The 6,792-nt window shown below is 73.9% G+C and carries 4 protein-coding genes; 3 read left to right on the plus strand and 1 reads right to left on the minus strand.

The genetic code is table 11. From position 1 onward, the window contains the following. The first annotated feature begins 4 nt into the window (after positions 1-4). A complete protein-coding gene (locus tag ABZ860_RS32570; protein ID WP_357227501.1) occupies positions 5-1,918 on the plus strand; it encodes a non-ribosomal peptide synthetase in 1,914 nt (637 codons plus the stop codon). Beyond that, positions 1,915-5,040, plus strand: a complete 3,126-nt coding sequence (locus ABZ860_RS32575; protein WP_357227503.1) for an amino acid adenylation domain-containing protein — start codon at positions 1,915-1,917, stop codon at positions 5,038-5,040. Before ABZ860_RS32570 ends, ABZ860_RS32575 begins: the two co-directional genes overlap by 4 nt. A 68-nt stretch (positions 5,041-5,108) precedes the next feature. Here ABZ860_RS32575 and ABZ860_RS32580 read toward each other — a convergent pair whose 3' ends face one another. Next, positions 5,109-6,020 (minus strand): SDR family oxidoreductase, encoded by a 912-nt coding sequence (locus tag ABZ860_RS32580; RefSeq protein WP_357227506.1) that lies wholly within the window; start codon positions 6,018-6,020, stop codon positions 5,109-5,111. Between the two features lie 122 nt (positions 6,021-6,142). Between ABZ860_RS32580 and ABZ860_RS32585 the strand changes: the two genes are divergently transcribed. Further along, positions 6,143-6,745, plus strand: coding sequence for a TetR family transcriptional regulator (locus ABZ860_RS32585; RefSeq protein WP_357227509.1), 603 nt, complete (start codon positions 6,143-6,145; stop codon positions 6,743-6,745). Positions 6,746-6,792: the final 47 nt, after the last annotated feature.

Raw genomic sequence — 6,792 nt, forward strand, 5'->3', positions numbered from 1 at the left:
GAAAGTGAGTGACGCGGTGAGCGGCGTGACCGGCCCTGATACGGCGCTCGCGCTGATCCGCCGGTGGCGCGACGCGAGCCCCGACGCGGTCGCGGTGAGCGGTGCCGGCGGCGTGCTGACATACCGGGATCTGCACGACAGGGTCGACCGGCTGGCGGCGCTGCTGCGCGCCCGCGGAGTCGGCCCCGAGGTCCCGGTGGGCCTGTGCCTGGAGCGCTGCCCCGGCATGGTCGTCGCCCTGCTCGCCGTGTGGCGGGCTGGCGGCGCCTACGTGCCGCTCGACCCGGGATTCCCCGAGGACCGGCTCCGGTTCATGCGGGAGGACGCGGGAATCCGGCTGGTGCTGGCCGGCCAGGGCGTCGAATCCCGGCTGCTCGACGGCGTCCCCGACGTCGTCGAGCTGGCGCAGGACGGCGTTCCCGTCGCGGGCTGGGCGTCCGGCGACGGCGACGCGCCGGCCGGCGGCGAGGTGTCGGCCGGCGGCGCCGTGGGCGACCTGGCCTACCTCATGTACACCTCCGGTTCCACCGGCAGGCCCAAGGGGGTCGCCGTGCCGCACGGCGCGGTGGTCAACCTGCTGGAGTCCTTCGCCTCCCTGCTGGAGCTCACCCCGCGTGACGCCTGGCTGGCGGTCACCACGCTGTCGTTCGACATCTCGGTGCTCGAGCTCCTCCTGCCGCTGGCCTGCGGCGCCCGGGTGGTCGTCGCGTCCGGGCACGAGACGGCGGACGGCCGCGCCCTGCGGTCGCGCGCCGTCTCCGAGGCCGTCACGATCATGCAGGCGACTCCGGCGAGCTGGCGCATCCTGCTCGAATCCGGCGGGGTCCCCGAGAACGTCGCGACCCGGCTGTGCGGGGGCGAGGCGCTGCCCCGCGACCTCGCCGACGCCCTCCTCGACGGCGGGGCCCGGCTCTGGAACGTGTACGGCCCGACCGAGACGACGGTCTGGTCGACGGCCGGGCGGGTGGCCCCGTCTCCGGCGCCCGTCGACCTGGGCGAGCCCATCGGCAACACGACGGTGCACATCCTCGGCCCCGACGGGCGTCCCGTGCCGCCCGGCGAGGCCGGTGAGCTGCACATCGGCGGCGCCGGCCTGGCCAGGGGATACCGCGGTATGCCGGGCCAGACGGCGGCCAGGTTCCTGCCCGACCCGTTCTCCGAAGTGCCGGGGGCCCGCCTGTACGCCACGGGCGACCTCGCCAGAGTCGACAACGGCAGGCTCTGCTACCTGGGCCGGGCCGACCAGCAGGTGAAGGTGCGCGGGTTCCGGATCGAGCTCGGCGAGATCGAGAGCGTGCTGCGGGCCGCGCCCGAGGTGGCCGACGCCGCCGTCGGCGTCTGCGACGGCCCCGACGGGCTGCCGCGCCTGGTCGCCTACGTCGTAGGCGCGGCAGGGGAGCCCGAGGAGGCCGACCTGTGGCCGTCCCTGCGTGACCGGCTGCGGCGCGACGTGCCCGAATACATGGTGCCCGCCCACCTCGTGGTGCTGGACGCCCTGCCGCTCACCCCCAACGGCAAGCTCGACCGAAAGTCCCTGCCCGTGCCCGAGTGGACCCGGGCGCGCAGCAGGCCGTACCGGCCGCCGTCCACCCCGCTGGAGGAGGACCTCACGGCGATGTGGGGAGAGGTGCTGGGCATCGCGGAGCCGGTCGGCGTCGACGACGACTTCTTCGAGCTGGGCGGGCACTCGCTGACCGCCACCCAGATCATCGCCAGGATCCAGGCGCGCTTCGCGGTCAACGTGCCGATCGTGGTGCTGTTCGAGAACCCGACGGTGGCCGACCTGGCGGCGGCGATGGACCGGCTGGACGACGACGACCTCGACCTCACCGAGATCGCCGCGCTCCGCGACGAACTCGACGGCCTCAGCGCCGAGGACCTGGCGGCCGTGCTCGACGAGATGGCGTCGGACGCATGAGGGCGCCCCTGTCGCCGGGCCAGGAGCGGCTGTGGCTCCTGCAGAGGCTGAATCCCCGCGACGCCTCGTACACCATGTACACCGTCCGCCGGCTGCGCGGGCCCCTCGACCCGGACGCCTTCGAACGGGCGCTCGCGGACGTCGTGGCCCGGCACGAGGGCCTGCGCACCCGGTTCGAGGAGGAGGACGGCGTCCCCTGGGCGGTCGCGGAGCCGCCGGGGACGGCGGGGTCCGCCCCACCGGTCGAGCGGATCCAGGCCGGCGACGAGGAGCACGCCCGGCGGCTCGTCGCCGAGCGGGTGAACGCGCCGTTCGACCTCGCCGAGGGCGTGCCGCTGCGCGTCGCGGTCATCGCGATCGGCCCACTGGACCACGTCCTGTGCGTCACGATGCACCACATCATCGGCGACGGCTGGTCGCTGGGGATCCTCTTCGACGACCTGGCGGAGTGCTACACCGCGCGCCTGCACGACCGCGCGCCGAGCCTGGCGCCGCTGCCGGTCCAGCCGTCCGACTACGCCCGCTGGCAGCGCCGCCGCGCCGAGCGCGCGGTGCCGTACTGGCAGGAGCGGCTGGCCGATCCGCCGCCGCCCGACCTGCCCTGTGCGATCGGGAGCGGGGGCGTCGGAGGCGAGGACGTCCGCGACGAGGATCGCGCGGGCTTCCAGATCGTCCGGATGGGCCGGGAGGTCGCGGGCGAGCTGGACCGGCTCGCCCGCGAGAACAGGACCACGCTGTTCACCGTGCTCATGACGGCCTACCAGGTGCTGCTGCACCGGCACACCGGTCACACCGACGTCCTCGTCGGCACGGCCGTGGCCGGCCGCGACCGGGTCGAGCTGGAGCCGATGATCGGCTACCTCTCGCAGACCGTCGTGCTGCGCGGCGACCTCGACGGCGATCCGTCGTTCACCGAGCTGCTGGCACGCGTCAGGCAGGAGGCGCTGACGGCGCTGAGCCGGCCTTCGGTCCCGTTCGAGCGGATCGGCCACCCCGCCGAGGCGCTGATGCCGACCATGTTCATCCTGCACACCCAGGACCTGGGACCCACCCGGCCCTTCGGGGACCTGTCCGTCGGCTTCTTCCCCGACGGCTACCGGCAGGTCAAGCTCGGCCTGTACGCCGAGGCGTGGTTCGAGGGCGGCGAGATCGTCGTGTCGTTCGGCCACGACGGGTCCAGCGGATCTCCGCACGAGGCGGAGGCGGTCCGCCGGCTCGCCGACCGCTTCCTGCTCCTGCTCGAGTCGGCCGTGGCCGAGCCGCAGCGCCGGATCTCCGAGCTGCGCCTGTGGACCGGCGACGACGAGGCGGACATCCGTGCCATGGCCGGCGACGGCGCCGACGCCCCCGGACCGGTCGTCCCCGAGATGATCGCGGAGGTCGTCCGGCGCACCCCCGGCGCCGTCGCGGTGGTCTGCGGGGAGACCGAGGTCACCTACGGCGAGCTCGACCTGCGGGCGGCACGGCTCGCCGCGGCGCTGCGGGCGCGGGGCGTGCGCCCCGGCGACGTGGTCGGCGTCTGCCTGCCCCGTTCGGTCGAGGCGATCACCGCGCTGCTCGCCGTCTGGCGGGCCGGCGCGGCCTACATGCCGTTCGAGCCGGACGAGCCGGAGGAGCGGCTGGCCTTCTCGCTCGCGGACGCCGGGGCGACGCACGTGATCACGACCAGGGCGCTGCCCGCCGGGCTCACCGCCGTCGCCCCGCCGGCCGGCGAGGACACGGCGGGATCCGATGATCCGGGCGAACCGGTGGAGACGCGCCCGGGCGACGTGGCCTACGTGATCTCCACCTCCGGCTCCACGGGCCGGCCCAAGGGCGTCGCGGTCGAGCACCGCGCCATCGCGGCCAGGATCCGGTGGATGCGCGACGAGTACGGCCTGGCGCCCGGCGACCGCGTCGTCCAGTTCGCGTCGCTGAGCTTCGACACCCACCTCGAGGAGGTCTTCCCCACGCTCGCCGCGGGGGCGACCCTGGTGCTGCTGCCCGGCGGGGCGGCGACGCTGCCCGACCTGCTGGCCGCCCCGGGCGGGGAGCGGGTCACGATGCTCGACCTGCCCACCGCCTACTGGCACCACCTGGTCGAGGAGATCGACCAGATCGCCTGGCCGCCCGCGCTCCGTCTGGTCGTCATCGGCGGCGAGCAGGCGTCCGGGGGCGCGGTGGCGCGCTGGCGCGACCGGTTCGGCGACGGCGTCCGCCTGGTGAACACCTACGGCCCGACCGAGGCCGCGGTCATCGCGACCGCGACCGACCTCGGTGCGCCGCCGTACGGCAGGCCGCCGATCGGCCGGCCCGTCGGCGCGACGACGGTCCACCTGCTCGACGCCGCCGGGGCGCCGGTCCCCAAGGGCGTGATCGGCGAGCTGGTCATCGGCGGTGCCGGGGTGGCACGCGGCTACCTGCGCCGTCCGGCGCTCACGGCCGCCGCCTTCGTCCCCGACCCGCTGGGACCGCCGGGATCCCGCAGGTACCGCACCGGCGACCGGGCGCGCTGGACCCAGGACGGCGTGCTGGAGTTCCTCGGACGGCTCGACGGGCAGCTCAAGGTCCGCGGCTTCCGGATCGAGCCGGGCGAGGTCGAGGCGCGGCTGCTCGACCATCCGGGCGTCGGCCAGGCGTTCGTGACGGTCCACGCCGAGGAACTGGTGGCGTATGTGACGGGGACCGCGACCGGGGAGGAGCTGGCCGCGCACCTCGCGCGGACCCTGCCCCGCCATCTCGTCCCGACCGCCTGGGTCGTTCTCGAGTCGCTGCCGCTCACCAGCCGCGGCAAGGTGGACCGCGCGGCGCTGCCCGCGCCGGTCCGGGCGCCGTCGGCCGGGCACGTCCCGCCGAGCACGGACGCGGAGCTGCTGGTGGCCGAGATCTGGGCGGAACTGCTCGGTGTCGGTTCCATCGGCGCGAACGACGACTTCTTCACCCTGGGCGGGCACTCGCTGCTCGCGACGAGGATCGCGGCCCGGCTGCGCCGGGCGACCGGCATGGAGGTCCCGGTCCGGACGATCTTCGAGCGACGCACCGTGGCCGAGCTGGCGGTCGCGCTCGAGGACCTGCTGGTGGCCGAGCTGGAGGAGATGTCGGACGAGGAGGCCGAGCGCCTGCTCTCGTCCGCCGGCAGCTGATCGCGAGGCGGGCGTCCTGTGCCGACTGGGCGTCCGCCTCATGTCGTCCGTCCGGCGGCACCTGCGGGTCAGGAGGCCGGAGTGACCAGGTAGTCGCCGTGCTCCAGGTCGTCGAGCAGCGTCGGGTGAACGGGCGACCAGCCGAGCAGTTCCCGGGTGTAGGAGCTGGAGACGGGCCCGTCGAAGCCGTAGGCGGTGGCCATGAACGGGCTCACGAAGTGCGTGGCGGCCTCGTCCGGGGTCAGCGAGACCGTGGGCAGATCCAGACCCCGGGCGATCGTCTCCGCGATGCTCTTCAGGGTGACGCCGCTTTCGGCCACTCCGTGCAGCACGCTGCCCGCAGGTGCCTTCTCCACTGCCAGGCGGAACAGGACCGCCGCGTCGAGCCGGTGCACCGCGGGCCACCGGTTGGCGCCGTCTCCGACGTACGCCGAGACGCCGGTCGTTCGCGCGGTGGCGATGAGCATGGGGATGAAACCGTGGTCTTCGGGGCCGTGGACGGTAGGAGCGAGGCGGACCACGCTCGCGCGCACTCCCCGGGCGGCGAAGCCCAGACACGCCCGCTCGCCCGCGATGCGGAAGGCGGCGATCCCGGCCGCGTCGGGCTCGTCCTTCTCGGTGGCCTCCCGGCCGGCGGGCATGACCAGGGTGCCGGAGGTGACGACGAGCGGCTTGCCCGAGTGTTCCAACGGCCGGCCGAGCGTCTCGATCGCGGTCCGGTCGCGCCTCATCATGTCATCGAGGTCGGAGAAGTCGCCGCCGTAGGCCATGTGCAGGACTGCGTCGGCGGCTTCGGCGCCCCTGCGCAGACTGTCGAGGTCGTCCAGGGAGCCGCGGTGCGGTGTGGCTCCCAGCGACTCCAGCCGGGCGGCCGCGGCGTCCGAGCGCGCGAGACCGGTGACGGTGTGGCCGGCCGCGACGAGCTCGGCGACGACCGCGGGGCCGGTCTGGCCGGAACCACCGGTGACAAAGACATGCATGGAAATCTCTCCCGCTTGACGTCAGTGACTGGCACTACGTAGTGCCAGTCACTGACCCTAAGTAGCGCCAGTTGCTGGCGTCAAGTAGCGCCAGTCGCTGACATATGCGGTATCCTCGCAGCGTGCCACGAAGCGGAGCAGAAGCGCGCCGCCGCCTTCAGCAGGCGGCCCTGGAGCTGTACCGGGAACGCGGGTTCGACCAGACCACGACCGCCGAGATCGCCGCCAGGGCCGGCGTCAACGAACGCACGTTCTTCCGGCACTTCCCCGACAAGCGCGAGGTGCTCTTCGACGGCGAATCCGACCTGCGCGCCGCGCTGACGCGGGCGGTGGCCGAGGCGCCTCATGATCTGCCGCTCGAGATACTGCTCTGCGCCTTCCGCAAGGTCGAAGGGATCCTTGAGGGCAACCGCCCGTTCGCCGAACCGCGACTACACGTCATCGCGGCGACACCGGCGCTCCGTGAACGCGACCTGGCCAAGGCCGCGTCGATCGTCGAAGCCTTGGCGGAGGCACTGCGGCAGCGCGGCGTCAGCGACCGGCTGGCCGGCCTGGCCGCCCAGACCGGCTGGGCCGCCTTTCACCAAGCGCTCCACGCCTGGATCGACGATCCCTCACAGAGCTTGGACGCACATCTCCTCCAGGCCTTCGACGACCTGCGCGCCCTTTCCGCGACTGCCCCATCGGCACAGGCACCGCCTGGAGACCGACCCCGGCGACAATGAGACCGCCGCGCACCCACCGGTTCGCGGCGTTATCTGAATAGCACACC

This window comes from Microbispora sp. NPDC046973 (assembly GCF_040644495.1).
In the GTDB taxonomy this organism is placed as follows: Bacteria; Actinomycetota; Actinomycetes; order Streptosporangiales; family Streptosporangiaceae; genus Microbispora.

Coding starts and splice junctions, on each gene's coding strand:
- ABZ860_RS32575 (WP_357227503.1), top strand. CDS start 1,915: ATGAGGGCGCCCCTGTCGCCGGGCCAGGAGCGGCTGTGGCTCCTGCAG.
- ABZ860_RS32580 (WP_357227506.1), bottom strand. CDS start 6,020: ATGCATGTCTTTGTCACCGGTGGTTCCGGCCAGACCGGCCCCGCGGTC.